Annotated in this window: 15 protein-coding genes; 11 read left to right on the top strand and 4 right to left on the bottom strand. The window is 58.4% G+C overall.

The window, feature by feature from the left end; genetic code table 11:
* The first annotated feature begins 240 nt into the window (after positions 1-240).
* Both treB and treC read left to right on the top strand, forming a co-directional pair.
* Complete coding sequence (gene treB, locus M2407_RS22795) at positions 241-1,656, top strand: PTS trehalose transporter subunit IIBC (protein ID WP_020824992.1); 1,416 nt, start codon at positions 241-243, stop codon at positions 1,654-1,656.
* Between the two features lie 56 nt (positions 1,657-1,712).
* Positions 1,713-3,377 carry an alpha,alpha-phosphotrehalase gene (treC, locus tag M2407_RS22790; protein ID WP_128865502.1) on the top strand — a complete coding sequence of 555 codons (1,665 nt, stop codon included), beginning with the start codon at positions 1,713-1,715 and terminating at the stop codon, positions 3,375-3,377.
* Between the two features lie 29 nt (positions 3,378-3,406).
* Here treC and M2407_RS22785 read toward each other — a convergent pair whose 3' ends face one another.
* Positions 3,407-3,931 (bottom strand): NAD(P)H-dependent oxidoreductase, encoded by a 525-nt coding sequence (locus M2407_RS22785; protein ID WP_259219958.1) that lies wholly within the window; start codon positions 3,929-3,931, stop codon positions 3,407-3,409.
* A 104-nt stretch (positions 3,932-4,035) separates the two neighbouring features.
* On the opposite strand from M2407_RS22785, the gene M2407_RS22780 reads away from it, so the two are divergent.
* The 3 genes from M2407_RS22780 (at position 4,036) to nrdG (ending at position 8,004) form a co-directional block, all read left to right on the top strand.
* On the top strand, positions 4,036-4,944 hold the full coding sequence (locus M2407_RS22780; protein ID WP_187962185.1) for a LysR family transcriptional regulator: 909 nt from the start codon (positions 4,036-4,038) through the stop codon (positions 4,942-4,944).
* A 283-nt stretch (positions 4,945-5,227) separates the two neighbouring features.
* Positions 5,228-7,366: an anaerobic ribonucleoside-triphosphate reductase gene (gene nrdD, locus M2407_RS22775; protein WP_259219953.1), complete on the top strand. Its 2,139-nt coding sequence runs from the start codon at positions 5,228-5,230 to the stop codon at positions 7,364-7,366.
* Positions 7,367-7,539: 173 nt separating this feature from the next.
* The gene (nrdG, locus tag M2407_RS22770) at positions 7,540-8,004 is read left to right on the top strand and encodes an anaerobic ribonucleoside-triphosphate reductase-activating protein (protein WP_116691389.1); all 465 of its coding nucleotides are present in this window, start codon (positions 7,540-7,542) and stop codon (positions 8,002-8,004) included.
* On the opposite strand, the gene M2407_RS22765 is transcribed toward nrdG, so the two are convergent.
* From M2407_RS22765 to M2407_RS22755, 3 genes are all read right to left on the bottom strand, one after another.
* Entirely contained in the window at positions 8,001-8,285 is a 285-nt protein-coding gene (locus M2407_RS22765) for a type II toxin-antitoxin system RelE/ParE family toxin (protein WP_259219944.1), read from the bottom strand. The genes nrdG and M2407_RS22765 overlap by 4 nt on opposite strands.
* A gap of 8 nt (positions 8,286-8,293) precedes the next feature.
* Positions 8,294-8,581 (bottom strand): type II toxin-antitoxin system RelB/DinJ family antitoxin, encoded by a 288-nt coding sequence (locus tag M2407_RS22760; RefSeq protein ID WP_020824985.1) that lies wholly within the window; start codon positions 8,579-8,581, stop codon positions 8,294-8,296.
* Between the two features lie 104 nt (positions 8,582-8,685).
* Positions 8,686-9,744, bottom strand: a complete 1,059-nt coding sequence (locus tag M2407_RS22755; protein ID WP_046374633.1) for a permease — start codon at positions 9,742-9,744, stop codon at positions 8,686-8,688.
* A gap of 261 nt (positions 9,745-10,005) precedes the next feature.
* On the opposite strand from M2407_RS22755, the gene phnF reads away from it, so the two are divergent.
* The 6 genes from phnF to phnK are packed head-to-tail and all read left to right on the top strand — an operon-like array spanning position 10,006 to position 14,485.
* A complete protein-coding gene (gene phnF, locus M2407_RS22750; protein WP_170868571.1) occupies positions 10,006-10,731 on the top strand; it encodes a phosphonate metabolism transcriptional regulator PhnF in 726 nt (241 codons plus the stop codon).
* Positions 10,732-11,175, top strand: a complete 444-nt coding sequence (phnG, locus tag M2407_RS22745; RefSeq protein ID WP_046374634.1) for a phosphonate C-P lyase system protein PhnG — start codon at positions 10,732-10,734, stop codon at positions 11,173-11,175.
* 2 nt (positions 11,176-11,177) lie between these two features.
* The gene (gene phnH / locus M2407_RS22740; protein WP_116691392.1) at positions 11,178-11,759 is read left to right on the top strand and encodes a phosphonate C-P lyase system protein PhnH; all 582 of its coding nucleotides are present in this window, start codon (positions 11,178-11,180) and stop codon (positions 11,757-11,759) included.
* Positions 11,759-12,844, top strand: coding sequence for a carbon-phosphorus lyase complex subunit PhnI (locus tag M2407_RS22735; RefSeq protein ID WP_259219926.1), 1,086 nt, complete (start codon positions 11,759-11,761; stop codon positions 12,842-12,844). Before phnH ends, M2407_RS22735 begins: the two co-directional genes overlap by 1 nt.
* Positions 12,837-13,697: an alpha-D-ribose 1-methylphosphonate 5-phosphate C-P-lyase PhnJ gene (locus M2407_RS22730; RefSeq protein WP_020824979.1), complete on the top strand. Its 861-nt coding sequence runs from the start codon at positions 12,837-12,839 to the stop codon at positions 13,695-13,697. Before M2407_RS22735 ends, M2407_RS22730 begins: the two co-directional genes overlap by 8 nt.
* Positions 13,697-14,485, top strand: a complete 789-nt coding sequence (gene phnK / locus M2407_RS22725; protein WP_020824978.1) for a phosphonate C-P lyase system protein PhnK — start codon at positions 13,697-13,699, stop codon at positions 14,483-14,485. Before M2407_RS22730 ends, phnK begins: the two co-directional genes overlap by 1 nt.

The raw sequence follows: 14,485 nt of genomic DNA, 5'->3' as shown, positions 1-14,485 counted from the left end.
ATTGATTGTTAAGGCTGACAGTATAGCCAGCGTTGCATCAGTTCAAGATAATATTACGGAATGTTTCGCCCCGCTCTCAAATTTCCCCTGTTCAACAAGTGGTCATTTTTTTATCGTTTTGTGATCCTCGCCCCAAACCGGGAACGTTCCCATTCCATAAAAAAAGCGAAATGACTAAGCTTTGATCATCACTCCAACAACACCTCTGCGGCAGTCTCATACCAAGAAAGGTATCTAATAATGGGCAAAGTAAAACAGCAGGATATCGATCGCCTGATTGTGCTGGTGGGCGGGCGCGAGAATATCGCCACCGTCAGCCATTGCATTACCAGGCTGCGTTTCGTTCTCAACGACACAAGTCTTGCCAAACCAAAAGAAATCGAAGAGCTGCCAATGGTCAAAGGCTGCTTCACCAATGCCGGGCAGTTCCAGGTAGTGATTGGCCCGGAGGTCGGTGATTATTATCAGGCGTTGATTGCCACCACCGGCGTCAACGAGGCCGATAAAGAGCAGGCCAAGGTGGCCGCGCGCCAGAACATGACCTGGAGCGAGCGCGCTATCTCCCACTTCGCCGAAATCTTCTTCCCGCTGCTGCCGGCGCTGATCAGCGGCGGTTTAATCCTCGGCTTCCGCAACGTGATCGGCGACATCCCGATGTCCGGCGGCCAAACGCTGGCGCAAATGCACCCGGCGTGGAAAACCATTTACGACTTCCTGTGGCTGCTCGGTGAAGCCATCTTCATGTTCCTGCCGGTCGCCATCTGTTGGTCAACGGTGAAAAAAATGGGCGGCACGCCGGTGCTTGGCATCGTGCTGGGCGTCACGCTGGTGTCGCCGCAGTTGATGAACTCCTATCAGCTCGGCCAGCAGATCCCGGAAGTGTGGAACTTCGGCTGGTTCACCATCCAGAAAGTCGGCTATCAGGCGCAGGTGATCCCGTCCATGCTGGCCGGTATGGCACTGGGCTGGATTGAAACCCGTTTGAAAAAGATCGTGCCGGATTACCTGTATCTGGTGGTAGTGCCGGTCGTTTCTCTGCTGCTGGCGGTGTTCCTGGCGCACGCCTTTATCGGCCCGTTCGGCCGCATGATTGGCGATGGCGTAGCCTGGGCGGTGAAAGCCGTCATGACCGGCAGCTTCGCGCCGATTGGGGCCGCGCTGTTTGGTTTCCTGTATGCCCCGCTGGTGATCACCGGCGTACATCAGACCACGCTGGCCATCGATATGCAGATGATCCAAAGCATGGGCGGCACGCCGGTTTGGCCACTGATTGCTCTGTCCAACATTGCGCAGGCATCTGCGGTGCTGGGTATCATCATCGTCAGCCGCAAGGCCAACGAACGTGAAATCTCGGTCCCGGCGGCAATCTCCGCCTACCTTGGCGTCACCGAACCGGCAATGTACGGGATCAACCTGAAATACCGTTTCCCTATGCTGTGCGCGATGATCGGCTCTGCCTTCGCCGGGCTGATCTGCGGCCTGGACGGCGTGATGGCCAACGGCATCGGCGTCGGCGGTTTGCCAGGCATCCTGTCGATCAAACCTCAGTTCTGGATGATTTACACGGTGGCGATCCTGGTGGCAGTGATTATCCCGCTGGTCCTGACCATGATGGTTTACAAACGCAAAGCCAGCCGCGGTGAGCTGCCGGTCTGATTAAAATGTAGGGGCCCGGCATGCCGGGCCCGTTGTCACGATTTAAAGGTATGACTATGAGCAATCCAATCCCCTGGTGGCAAAACGGCGTCATCTACCAAATCTACCCGAAGAGTTTTCAGGACAGCACCGGTAACGGCTACGGCGATCTGGCCGGTGTGACCCAGCGGCTGGACTATCTGCAGGAGCTGGGCGTCGATGCGATCTGGCTGACGCCGGTTTATGTCTCCCCACAGGTGGATAACGGTTATGACGTGGCGGACTACTGCGCCATCGATCCGGCCTACGGCACCATGGAGGATTTCGACCGACTGATTGCCGCCGCCCACCAGCGTAGCATCCGCATCGTGATGGATATGGTGTTCAACCACACTTCAACCGAGCACCCGTGGTTCAAAGCTTCGCAAGAACCGAACAGCCCTTTCCGCCAGTTCTACGTCTGGCGCGATGGCGAAGGTGATACCCCGCCGAACAACTGGCGTTCCAAATTTGGCGGTAATGCCTGGCAGTGGCATGCCGACAGCGGCCAGTATTACCTGCATCTGTTTGCCACCGAGCAGGCCGATCTCAACTGGGAACACCCGCCGGTCCGCGAAGAGTTGAAGAAAGTGTGCCAGTTCTGGGCCGACAAAGGCGTCGACGGCCTGCGCCTCGACGTGATTAACCTGGTTTCCAAACAGCAGGATTTCCCGTCCGATCCCCAAGGGGACGGTCGCCGTTTCTATACCGACGGGCCGCGGATCCATGAGTTCCTGCAGGAAATGAGCCGCGACGTGTTCCAGCCGCGCGGCTTGATGACCGTGGGCGAAATGTCCTCCACCACCCTGGAGCATTGCCGGCAGTACGCTGCGCAAAGCGGTGAAGAGTTGTCGATGACCTTCAACTTCCATCATCTGAAAGTGGACTATGCCGGCGGCGAAAAATGGACGCTGGCGGCACCGGATTACGTTGAACTGAAACAGATTTTCCGCCACTGGCAGCAGGGCATGCACAACCAGGCCTGGAATGCGCTGTTCTGGTGTAACCACGATCAGCCGCGCATCGTTTCGCGCTTCGGCGATGAAGGCGAACTGCGAGTACCGGCCGCCAAAATGCTGGCGATGGTGCTGCACGGCATGCAGGGCACGCCTTATATTTATCAGGGCGAAGAGCTCGGCATGACCAATCCCGGCTTTAGCACCATCGGGCAGTACCGCGATGTGGAAAGCCTGAACATGTACGCCGAGCTGAGCTCCCAGGGCAAAAGTGACGCCGAATTGCTGGCGATCCTGGCCACTAAATCGCGCGATAACGGCCGCACGCCAATGCAGTGGAGTGCCGCGCCCAACGCCGGTTTCACCCAGGGAACCCCGTGGATTGGCTGTGCGGAAAACTACCCGCAAATCAATGCTGAAGCAGCGCTGGCCGATCTGGACTCGGTGTTTTACGCCTACCGTCAGTTAATCACCCTGCGCAAGCAGTATCCGCTGTTGACCCACGGTGACTATCAGGATCTGGCGCCCAACCATCCGGCGCTGTGGTGCTACCAGCGCCGCTGGAACGGCCAACGCCTGCTGGTGGCGGCCAACCTCAGCCGTGAACCGCTGGCCTGGCAGGCGGAAGGCGTGGAACCTTCAGCGTTGTGGCGTCCGCTGATGAGCAATTACGCCGATGCGCCTACGCAACCGCAGGCTATCACCCTGCGCCCGTTCGAAGCGGTGTGGTGGTTGTTAGAGGACTAACCCCCCAGGGCGCGGCCTCAGGCTGCGCCCTACTCTTTTTTCAACAGAGCCACCACTCTGGCGGCCTCTTGCGCCAGACGCTCATCGCTCATATCAAAGACGCCCTGCACCAGATGCGGCGGCAGATAATCCATGCCGGTCAGGTTGGCCATCGCATGGAACGGACGCAGCAAATCCTCGACCGGATAGCGATTATACCCTTCCGCCGTATAGGCCTGCTGATTGCCGCCGGTGGTGACCACCAGCTGCAAGGGCTTGCCATGCAGTTGGGTACCTTCACTGCCGTAGGCGAAACCGTGGGTTAATACCGCATCCTGCCACTCGCTGAGAATCGCCGGTGAGCTGTACCAATAGAACGGGAACAGCATCACCACCACATCATGGTTTTGCAGCAACTCTTGCTCACGCGCCACGTCGATTTGATAGTCCGGGTAAGCACGCATCAGTTCGTGGACAGTGACGTTAGGCAAAGGACGAAGCGCTTCGATCAACGCTTTGTTGATGCGTGATTCGTCGGGAAAACGGTGGGCGGTCAACACTAAAATACGCGACATAAAGGATCCTTGATTAAGATTTGATAACGCATTTTTCCATTTCCAGCGCCCCGGGTGTAGGCTGTGAATCGTCACTTCAATTTCAACTGAAAGTATCAACCACTATGTCGCTGCCCTTTGACGTGCACCGCCTGCTGCCAGCCTTTCTCGCGGCCGCCCAGGTACAGAATTTCTCCGCCGCCGCGCGCCAACTGGGCGTCACCCCGGCGGCAATCAGTAAAAATATTCGCGTGCTGGAAGAAAAACTGGCGCTGCGGTTGTTCCAGCGTAATACCCACAACGTGGTGCTCACCGACGAAGGTAAGGCGCTGTTGCAGCAAGTCGCACCGCTATGGCAGGCGCTGTCCGCCACGCTGGAAACTGCCGGTAGCGCGCAGCAGGCACCTTCCGGCACGGTGCGCGTCAGCATGATCCCCGGCTTCGGCCGCCAGATCCTGATGCCGTTGATCCCGCAATTCCTGGAGCGTTATCCGCAGATCGATCTCGATCTCTCACTGGATGCCCGCGTGGTTAATCTGGTGGGCGAAGGATTTGACGTCGGCATCGGCAGCCGGGTCGATCCCGACAGCCGGCTGGTGGCGCGGCCACTGTATCCGATGCAGATGGTTCTGGCGGCCTCGCCCGGCTATCTTGCGCAGCACGGCACGCCGCAGGATCCTGACGATCTGCTGCAACATAATTGTCTGCTGCACCGTAACCCGGCCACCGGCCGCAGCGTAAAATGGCCGTTGCATCGACATGGCGAAGTCAAAACGCTGGAGCTGCATGGTCGCCTTGTGGCCAGTCGGCCGGAGATGTTACTGGATGCGGCGCTGGCTGGCCTGGGCATCGTCTGTCTGGCGCGTTGGTATGCGGAGCATCACTTTGCGCAGGGTACCCTGCTGCCGGTGCTGGCAGAATGCTGGCCGCAGCCAACCCAACTGTGGTTGTACTATGCCTCGGCCGATCTGCCCCCGCGAGTGCGCGTCTGGGTTGAGTTCCTGCTCGAACATTTCCACTCTCGTCCGGCCTGAGCATTCAGGCCAAAATTAACGTCTGTACAGCTTACGCGCGCTCTTTCATTTTCTTTGTCCTACGTCAAAAGAACTCCACCAACACCTATATATAGTGCATTAAGAAACGACAGCAACTATATATAGTAGCTATCCACAAAATCATCCACACATCGCCTCAGCCCTTGCGTGCTGCGGCATTGCCCTGTGGATAAGCTGAAATCATACCGATACCCGCTAGCTTTCAGGCTGAAATCTGCAAGGCAGGGCATCAACGCTCCCTCGGGGAACAAGGAGTAACAACGTGAAACCAGTAGTGATTAAACGGGACGGTTGTCAGGTACCTTTTGACGAGGCACGTATTGGGCAAGCGATCGAGCGGGCCGCGCTGGCCGTGGGGATCGTCGATGCGGACTACTGCGCAACCGTCGCCCGCGTAGTCGCTCAACAGATATCGCAGCAGCCGCGCGTCGATATCCATGAAATCCAGCGGGCAGTGGAAAACCAGCTTATGGCCGGCGAATACAAGCAGCTGGCGCGGGCCTATATTGAGTACCGTCACGATCGCGACGTCGCGCGTGAACTGCGTGGACGGTTGAACCAGGAGATCCGCGGCCTGGTCGAGCAAAGCAACGTAGCGTTGCTCAATGAAAACGCCAATAAAGACAGCAAGGTGATCCCCACCCAGCGCGATCTGCTGGCCGGGATCGTCGCCAAGCACTATGCCAAGCAGCACATCCTGCCGCGTGACGTGGTGCTGGCCCATGAGCGAGGCGAGATCCACTACCACGATCTCGACTACTCGCCATTCTTCCCGATGTTCAACTGCATGCTGATCGACCTGAAGGGCATGCTGACCAACGGCTTCAAGATGGGTAACGCCGAGATTGAACCCCCGAAGTCGATCTCCACCGCTACCGCAGTGACCGCGCAAATCATCGCGCAGGTGGCCAGCCATATTTATGGCGGTACCACCATTAACCGTATCGACGAGATCCTGGCGCCGTTCGTCACCGAAAGCTTTAACAAACACCAGCAGGTCGCCGAACAGTGGCAGATCCCGGATGCGCAAGGCTATGCCATGGCGCGCACCGAAAAAGAGTGTTACGACGCCTTCCAGTCGCTGGAATACGAGGTCAACACCCTGCACACCGCCAATGGCCAGACGCCGTTCGTCACCTTCGGTTTCGGGCTGGGGACCTCTTGGGAATCACGCTTGATCCAACGTTCTATCCTGAGTAACCGCATTGCCGGGCTGGGCAAAAACCGTAAAACGGCGGTATTCCCTAAACTGGTGTTTGCCATCCGCGACGGCCTGAATCATCAGTACGGCGATCCGAATTACGACATCAAGCAGTTGGCGTTGGAGTGCGCCAGCAAACGCATGTATCCAGACATACTCAATTACGATCAGGTGGTGAAAGTCACCGGCTCGTTCAAAACGCCGATGGGCTGCCGCAGCTTCCTCGGCACTTACGAAGAAGAGGGCGAGCTGGTACACGATGGTCGCAACAATATCGGCGTGATCAGCCTGAACCTGCCGCGTATTGCGCTGGAGGCCATGGGCGATGAAAGCCGCTTCTGGGATCTGCTGGATCAGCGCTTGCTGCTGGCGAAAAAAGCGCTGATGACGCGCATTGCCCGGCTGGAAGGTATCAAGGCGCGCGTGGCCCCTATTTTGTATATGGAAGGCGCCTGCGGCGTACGCCTGAAGGCAGACGACAACATTGCCGAGATCTTCAAGAGTGGCCGTGCCTCTATTTCGCTGGGTTACATCGGTCTGCATGAAACCATCAACGCCCTGTTCGGCAACGAACAACACGTATACGACGATGAAACGCTGCGCGCCAAGGCGATCGCCATCGTTGCGCACCTGCGGGCCGCCACGGAAAGTTGGAAAGCCGAGACCGGTTACGGCTTTAGCCTGTACAGCACGCCAAGCGAAAACCTGTGCGATCGCTTCTGCCGGCTCGATACCGCCGATTTCGGCGTGGTGTCTGGCGTGACCGACAAAGGCTATTACACCAACAGCTTCCACCTCGACGTAGAGAAAAAGGTCAATCCTTACGACAAGCTGGATTTTGAAGCCCCCTATCCGCCATTGGCCAACGGCGGTTTCATCTGTTACGGCGAATACCCGAACCTGCAGCACAACCTGAAAGCGCTCGAAGACGTGTGGGATTACAGCTACAGCCGCGTGCCCTATTACGGCACCAACACGCCCATCGATGAATGCTACGAGTGCGGCTTTACCGGAGAATTCTCTTGCACCAGCAAGGGCTTCACCTGCCCGAAATGCGGTAACCACGAGCCATCCAAGGTCTCCGTCACCCGCCGGGTGTGCGGCTATCTCGGCAGCCCGGATGCCAGGCCGTTCAATGCCGGCAAGCAAGAAGAGGTGAAACGCCGGGTGAAACACCTGGGGAACGGGCAGATCGGCTGAAGCAAAGATCGTCAAGCCTGCTGAGCATACGTCTGTTCATCGGGCGTGATTGTCGCCGCCAATTTACCCTCGGCCAGCGCGGAAGAAACGGAGCGTACACACAGTACGTGAGTATTCAGAGCACTGCCCGAGGGGAAAATGGCAAGTAAAATAGCCAGATGGGCAGACCTCACATGAATTATCACCAGTATTACCCCATTGATGTCGTCAACGGCCCCGGCACCCGCTGCACGCTGTTTGTTGCCGGCTGCGTGCACCAGTGCCCTGGCTGCTACAACAAAAGTACCTGGCGGCTTAACTCCGGCCAGCCGTTTACCCAGACGATGGAAGATCAGTTGATTGCCGACCTGAACGATACGCGCATTCCGCGCCAGGGGCTGTCGCTGTCCGGTGGCGATCCCCTGCACCCCGCCAACGTCGCGGCGGTGCTGCAACTGGTAAAACGGGTGCGCGCCGAATGCCCCGGCAAGGATATCTGGCTGTGGACCGGCTACCGGCTGGCGGAGCTGGATGCGCAGCAAATGCAGATAGTGGACAGGATTAACGTGTTGATTGACGGAAAGTTTGTGCAGGACTTAAAAGATCCGGCGCTGATTTGGCGCGGCAGCGCTAATCAGGTGGTGCATAAGCTGCGTTAGTTCTCTATGTCGGGGAATTTCTCTCGTTGATGAACAACGGCTAAAACCTTAATCACGTCGTCGACAACAACGTATAAAACTATTAATGAAGCCTGGCTGACCAATAACTTACGCGCCTGCCTGTACCACATTTTACCGAGTTCAGGGTAATCCAACAGGCGCTTCACTGCCTTATCAATCTCAGCATCAGCCTGCTCAGCAACCTGTGGATTAAAAGGATAGAGAAAATCAAAAATACGTTCCCTGTCCCGTAGCGCTTCTTCATCCCATTCGACACGCATAACGATCCTTATTTTCGGTCGTATTTCGCTCGGACTTTTGCCTTAAAGGCATCCATGCTTTCATCAACCTGTTGTTGGTCAAGATAGACCGCACTTCCTTCATGCAAACGGGCAAAAGCGGCATCAACCTTTTCTTTCAACCAATTTTCATGTTGCTCAGTGGCCCGTTGCTCATCCGCCATTTGCTCAGCCAAACGTCGACACGCCTCACTCAAAGTGATCCCCTTGGCTTCTGCGGCTTTCTGCGCCAAACGTTTAGTCTCATCCTCAATGCGAAACTGGATACGGCTTTCCATCTTGATACTCCTGCATTCGCTCAATATTTAACAACTGAAAACCTGCCAACGTTAGCACATTTGTGACAACGCAAATACGAATGAAAGACTATTTATTAAACAATTTATACCAACCCCATTCCTACCACGCCCGTGACGATCCCACACAGCGCAACCAATAGCGCTGTCAGGCACAGTGCCTTGGCAGAGAAGGCCTTGTTCAGCATCAGCAACGAAGGCAGGCTGACCGCTGGCAGGGTCATCAACAGCGCCAGCGCCGGGCCGGTGCCCATGCCCGCCAGCATTAGAGTCTGCACAATCGGGATTTCCGCCGCCGTCGGGATCACGAACAGGCAACCGGCGATCGCCAGGCCAATAATCCACAACACGCTATTATCTATCGCCCCATCGGCATGCGGGAACAGCCAAACGCGCGCGGCCCCTAGCGCCAATACCGCCAGAATGTAGACAGGTATGGTGGACCAAAACAGCGACCACAGCGCCTTGAGCCAGCGGCCGAAAAACGGCTTTTCGTCAGCTTTATCCAGCGGCAGCAGCGGCGTTTGCAAAGCCGCCGGCTGCGGATCCCTGGCAGTGGCACGCTGCACCAGCCAGGCGATGCCCAGCACCATGATCACCCCAGCCACCAGCCGGATTGCGGCAAACTGCCAGCCGAGCACAAAGCCCATAAAAATCAGCGTGGCCGGATTCAGCACCGGGTTACTCAGCCAGAACGCCATCGCTGCCCCGCTGGACACCGACTGACGCCGTAATCCGGCAGCTACCGGCGCGGCACAACAGGTACACATCATGCCCGGCAGTGCGATCACCGCGCCCAGCAAGGTACCGGAAAAACGCGGATGACCGAGCGTGCGCATCAACCAATCGCGTGGGATCAGCACCTGCACCAATGAGCCCAACACCACACCGAGCACCGCCGCCTTCCATACCGCCGTGAAATAGACCAGCGCATAGTGCCAGGCCGCCAGCCACGGGCTACTGTCGTCGTTGACCAGTATCGATTTGCCGATGGAATGCGTGTCCGCCGCCAGAAAGGCCTTGCCGTAATAAGGCTGCCATTTGACGTAGTAGAGGCCGATGGCCACCACCAGCAGAAACAGCGCCGGTTTCCACCACGGCCAAGGGCGCGCGCGGTGTTCAGTTGCAGTCAGGGGATGTGGCATGGGCTTAGATTAACTCGGTTCAATCATCAATAGCGCCAGCTTAGCGCGCAGCGGCCCCCTGCGCATCATCTGCCTGTCCAAAATAGTTCATCTGTTCGCCACCGACGCGTAACGCGATTGTCATCTGACGCCTGCAAGATGATGCCAACTTCACCACGGGACCTACCCGTCGTCTTTCAAGCCGCAGGGTAAGCACTGTAAGACATGCCAATAAACCGCATATTTTTTATGTCGTTATGGCCACCGAGGTTTTTTATTATGATGGACTTATCTAGACATCCGACCAGTTTCCCCACCCGCTACCAGCAAATCGCCGCGCAGCTGGAACAAGAGCTGCGCACCCAATACCGCTGTGGCGACTACCTGCCTTCCGAGCAGCAATTGGCGGAACGCTATCAGGTCAATCGCCATACCCTGCGTCGTGCAGTCGATCAATTGGTGGAGCGCGGCTGGCTGCAACGCCGGCACGGGATCGGCATTCTGGTGTTGATGCGCCCCTACGACTACCCGCTGCATGCCAATACCCGTTTCAGTCAGAACCTGTTCGAGCAGGGAAGCCACCCCACCAGTGAGCGCTTACTCGCTGTACTACGCCCGTGCAATGGGCATGTTGCCAGCGCATTGTCACGGGAAGAAGGCGAAACGGTGATCCACCTTCGCACTTTGCGCCGGGTCAACGGCGTACCGATGAGCCTGATCGACCACTATCTGCCCGATCTGGACTGGTGGCCGGCGCTACAGCAGTTCCACAGCGGTTCGCTGCACGAATTTATCGAATCAAACATCCACCAGCCGCTGACCCGCAGCCAGACACGCATCAGTGCGCGCCGGGCCCAGGCCAAAGAGAGCCGGATGCTGGAAATTGCCACCCAGGCGCCGCTGCTGTGCGTGCGCACCCTGAACGTCTGCACCGGCAGCGACAACGTGGCGGAATACTCCGTCAGCCTGGCGCGCGCCGACATGATTGAACTGACGATGGAGCACTAAATGCAAGCCTTACAGCCGAGACAACGCTGGATGTCGGTACTGGCGCACAGCCAGCCGGCCCAGTTGCGCAGCCACTGGCAGGCGCTGAATATCAACCCGCGCTACCAGAGCATCCGTGCACCGGAGATTGGCCTGGCGCAGTTGCAGGGGCGCATGGGGGCCACCGGTCGCCGCTTCGTCTTGGGCGACATGACCGTCACCCGTGCGGTGGTCCAGCTCGAAAACGGCGGCTATGGCTACAGCTATATCGCCGGGCGCGATAAGGCGCATGCCGAACTCTGCGCGCTGCTGGATGCCCTGCTGCAACTGCCGGAGCAGGCCGAATTGCTGCAACAACAGCTGATAGAGCCGCTGGCCGCGCTGCAACACGAGCAACGCCAGCTGCGTGCAAGGGCCGTCGCCTCCAGCCGGGTGGACTTCTTTACGCTGGTGCGAGGGGATTAATCATGAGCCTACTGACAGGTTTTACCCAGCCGATCGACCAATCTCAGCAAACTTTCCGCTTAATTCTTAAGGCGTTAAGCGAGCCTGGGCATGTGGTTACGCTGCAAGGCAGCCCAACCTGGGACAGGCTGAATGCCGCCAGTACCGCTGCCTTGCTGACCCTGGCGGATCAGGAAACTCCGATCCAGCTGAGTCCTGAGCTAAAAAGTGAGCAAGCGCTAACAAACATTCGCTTCCACAGCGGCGCACCGCTGGCCGAGCGCGCCGAAGAGGTGTGTTTCGCCCTGTTCGATAGCCAACTGCAGGCGACCGATTTACAGGCATTGCCGCACGGCAGCGAAATTTCCCCCGAGTTCAGCGCTACGGTGATTGTGCAGTTAGCTAGCCTGGAACAAGGCACCGCACTGCGCCTGACCGGGCCAGGCATCGAACATCAACGAATTATTTCACCGCAGCTGCCGCCGGCGCTGCTGGATTACCTGCTTAACCGCCCGCAGCGCTTCCCGCTGGGGCTGGATTTCCTGCTGACCTGCGGCGAATGCCTGTTGGCGTTACCGCGAACCACCCACGTGGAGGTGTGCTGATGTACGTTGCCGTTAAAGGGGGCGAAAAAGCCATTGAGGCCGCCCATCAGTTACAGGAACAGCTGCGGCGCGGCGATGACAGCGTGGCGGAACTGAGCGCACTGCAGATTGAGCAGCAGCTGGGCCTGGCCGTGGACAGGGTCATGACCGAGGGCGGCATCTACGATCCTGAGCTGGCGGCGCTGGCCATCAAGCAGGCGAGCGGCGATCTGGTCGAGGCCATTTTCCTGCTGCGCGCCTACCGTACCACTCTGCCGCGCCTGGCGATCGGCGAATCGCTGGCGACAGAAAATATGCGACTGGAGCGCCGCATCTCGGCAGTTTATAAGGATTTGCCCGGCGGACAGGTGCTAGGGCCAACCTACGATTACACCCACCGGCTGTTGGATTTCGCGTTGCTGGCGGAAGGAGAAGCCCCCCGCGCACCACAGGCGGACGAACCCTTGCCGGAAAACTGTGCCCACGTGTTTGATCTGCTCAGTCAGCAACAGCTGGCATTGGCGGAACAGGACGACGGCAGCATACCGGACGATATCACCCGTAATCCTCCGGTTTACCCCTGCTCACGCTCAGCGCGTCTGCAGCAATTGGTGCGCGGTGACGAAGGCTTTTTACTGGCGCTGAGCTACTCCACCCAACGTGGCTACGGCCGTACCCACCCGTTCGCCGGCGAGATCCGCACCGGCTATGTTTCAGCGGAGATCACGCCAGAAGAGCTGGGTTTCACCATTGATATCGGCGAAATCCTGCTAACCGAATGCGAGATGGTTAACGGTTTTATCGATCCGCTTGACCAGCCGCCGCATTTCACCCGCGGCTATGGTCTGGTGTTTGGCCGGGCCGAACGCAAGGCGATGGCAATGGCGCTGGTAGACCGTGCACTGCAAAGCCCCGAGTACGACGAAGGCATCGCCAGCCCGGCGCAGGACGAAGAGTTCGTGCTGGCCCATGCCGATAACGTCGAAGCCGCCGGCTTTGTTTCCCACCTTAAACTGCCGCACTACGTCGATTTCCAGGCAGAGCTGGAACTGCTTAAGCGTCTGCGCCAGGAATTTAGCGAGCGTCAGGAGGCCCGCAATGAGTGAAGTATTAACCGGCTACAACCTGGGCTACCTGGACGAGCAAACCAAGCGCATGATCCGTCGCGCCATTTTGAAGGCAATCGCCATCCCCGGTTATCAGGTGCCGTTCGGCGGCCGTGAAATGCCGATGCCCTACGGCTGGGGCACCGGCGGCATTCAGTTGACCGCCAGCGTGATTGGCCGTGCCGACGTGCTGAAGGTGATTGATCAGGGCGCCGACGACACCACCAACGCCGTGTCGATTCGCCGCTTCTTCCAGCGCGTCGCCGGGGTCGCCACCACCGAACGCACGCCCGAGGCTACGCTGATCCAGACCCGTCACCGCATTCCGGAAACCGCGCTGCGCGAAGACCAGATCCTGATTTATCAGGTGCCGATCCCTGAGCCGCTGCGCTTTATCGAACCGCGAGAAACCGAGACCCGCAAAATGCATGCGCTGGAAGAGTATGGCGTGATGCAGGTGAAGCTGTACGAAGACATCGCGCGCTACGGCCACATCGCCACCACCTACGCCTATCCGGTGAAGGTCAATGACCGCTACGTGATGGATCCGTCGCCGATCCCCAAATTCGATAACCCGAAAATGCACATGATGCCGGCGCTGCAGCTGTTTGGGGCCGGACGCGAGAAACGTATCTATGCCCTGCCACCCTTTACCAAAGTGGAGAGCCTGGACTTCGACGATCATCCGTTCAGCGTACAGCAGTGGGACGAGCCCTGCGCGCTGTGCGGCTCGCGCCACAGTTATCTGGACGAGGTGGTGCTCGACGACCAGGGCAACCGCATGTTCGTCTGCTCCGATACCGATTACTGCCAGCAGCAACTGGCGCAACCTTCGCAAGAGGCGCAGCACTGATGACTTCCACCCCTCTGAGCACCACGCCGCTGCTGTCGGTGGCTAACCTGACCCACCTGTACGCGCCGGGCAAAGGCTTTAGCGATGTGTCTTTCGATATCTACCCCGGTGAAGTGCTGGGCATCGTCGGCGAATCCGGCTCCGGCAAAACCACCCTGCTGAAGTCGATCTCTGCGCGGCTGGCGCCACAGCAAGGGCAGATCCTCTACCGTCCGCAGGCCGGGCAACAGCATGATTTATATGCGATGGCGGAAAGCGATCGCCGCCGCCTGCTGCGCACCGACTGGGGCGTAGTGCATCAGCACCCGCTCGACGGGCTGCGGCCCAAGGTTTCCGCCGGCGGCAACATCGGCGAACGGCTGATGGCCATCGGCCAGCGCCACTATGGCGACATCCGCCGTCAGGCCGGGCAGTGGCTGGAAGACGTTGAGATCCCGCTGTCGCGCCTTGACGATCTGCCGACCACCTTTTCCGGCGGCATGCAGCAACGCTTGCAGATCGCCCGCAATCTGGTGACCCACCCGAAGCTGGTATTTATGGACGAACCCACCGGTGGTCTGGACGTTTCGGTGCAGGCGCGGCTGCTCGATCTGCTGCGCACTTTGGTGGTGGAAATGCAGTTGGCGGCGGTGATCGTCACCCACGATCTCGGCGTGGCGCGCCTGCTGGCGCACCGCTTGCTGGTGATGAAACAGGGCGAGGTGGTGGAAAGCGGCCTGACCGACCGGGTGCTGGACGATCCACACCATCCTTATACCCAACTGCTGGTTTCTTCGGTGCTGTCGTAA

It is taken from the genome of Serratia sp. BIGb0234 (assembly GCF_024809915.1).
GTDB classification, from domain to species: Bacteria; Pseudomonadota; Gammaproteobacteria; order Enterobacterales; family Enterobacteriaceae; genus Serratia; species Serratia liquefaciens.
Note: the sequence above shows the minus strand (reverse complement) of the source record. Positions and strands in the feature narration are given on the sequence as shown.

Excerpts from the sequence above, each read along its gene's own strand:
- treB (WP_020824992.1), top strand. The coding sequence starts at position 241 with ATGGGCAAAGTAAAACAGCAGGATATCGATCGCCTGATTGTGCTGGTG.
- treC (WP_128865502.1), top strand. The coding sequence starts at position 1,713 with ATGAGCAATCCAATCCCCTGGTGGCAAAACGGCGTCATCTACCAAATC.
- M2407_RS22785 (WP_259219958.1), bottom strand. The coding sequence starts at position 3,931 with ATGTCGCGTATTTTAGTGTTGACCGCCCACCGTTTTCCCGACGAATCA.
- M2407_RS22780 (WP_187962185.1), top strand. The coding sequence starts at position 4,036 with ATGTCGCTGCCCTTTGACGTGCACCGCCTGCTGCCAGCCTTTCTCGCG.
- nrdG (WP_116691389.1), top strand. The coding sequence starts at position 7,540 with ATGAATTATCACCAGTATTACCCCATTGATGTCGTCAACGGCCCCGGC.
- M2407_RS22765 (WP_259219944.1), bottom strand. The coding sequence starts at position 8,285 with ATGCGTGTCGAATGGGATGAAGAAGCGCTACGGGACAGGGAACGTATT.
- M2407_RS22760 (WP_020824985.1), bottom strand. The coding sequence starts at position 8,581 with ATGGAAAGCCGTATCCAGTTTCGCATTGAGGATGAGACTAAACGTTTG.
- M2407_RS22755 (WP_046374633.1), bottom strand. The coding sequence starts at position 9,744 with ATGCCACATCCCCTGACTGCAACTGAACACCGCGCGCGCCCTTGGCCG.
- phnF (WP_170868571.1), top strand. The coding sequence starts at position 10,006 with ATGGACTTATCTAGACATCCGACCAGTTTCCCCACCCGCTACCAGCAA.
- phnG (WP_046374634.1), top strand. The coding sequence starts at position 10,732 with ATGCAAGCCTTACAGCCGAGACAACGCTGGATGTCGGTACTGGCGCAC.
- phnH (WP_116691392.1), top strand. The coding sequence starts at position 11,178 with ATGAGCCTACTGACAGGTTTTACCCAGCCGATCGACCAATCTCAGCAA.
- M2407_RS22735 (WP_259219926.1), top strand. The coding sequence starts at position 11,759 with ATGTACGTTGCCGTTAAAGGGGGCGAAAAAGCCATTGAGGCCGCCCAT.
- M2407_RS22730 (WP_020824979.1), top strand. The coding sequence starts at position 12,837 with ATGAGTGAAGTATTAACCGGCTACAACCTGGGCTACCTGGACGAGCAA.
- phnK (WP_020824978.1), top strand. The coding sequence starts at position 13,697 with ATGACTTCCACCCCTCTGAGCACCACGCCGCTGCTGTCGGTGGCTAAC.